1 protein-coding gene is annotated in these 292 nt (G+C 63.0%); it reads right to left on the reverse strand.

Annotated features, from left to right (window positions below; genetic code table 11):
* Nucleotides 1–292: 1-deoxy-D-xylulose-5-phosphate synthase N-terminal domain-containing protein (locus ACP7IZ_RS13840; RefSeq protein WP_426849744.1), on the reverse strand; the 292-nt coding region annotated here is incomplete at both ends.

Here is a 292-nt window from a genome sequence, read left to right on the forward strand (position 1 = left end):
GCGAGAGGACATCAGGCGCGACAGGTAGTTCGACATTGCGCCCACGGGTGGGGCAATGGACATTTCGTTGTCGTTGAGGATGACAATCAGCCGTTCCGCGCCGGGGCCAGCTACGGCGGCGTTGTTCATTGCCTCATATGCCATGCCGGCGGAAATGGAGCCATCGCCAATCACGGCAATCACGTTGCGTTCGCGGTAGCTGGGGTCTTCCTCCGCCCGCAGGTGGTGGGCCACGGCCATGCCGAGTCCCGCGGAAATGGAGGTGGAGGAATGCGCTGCGCCAAACGGATCG

This window comes from Acetobacter sp. AAB5 (genome assembly GCF_050106715.1).
In the GTDB taxonomy this organism is placed as follows: Bacteria; Pseudomonadota; Alphaproteobacteria; order Acetobacterales; family Acetobacteraceae; genus Acetobacter; species Acetobacter oryzifermentans.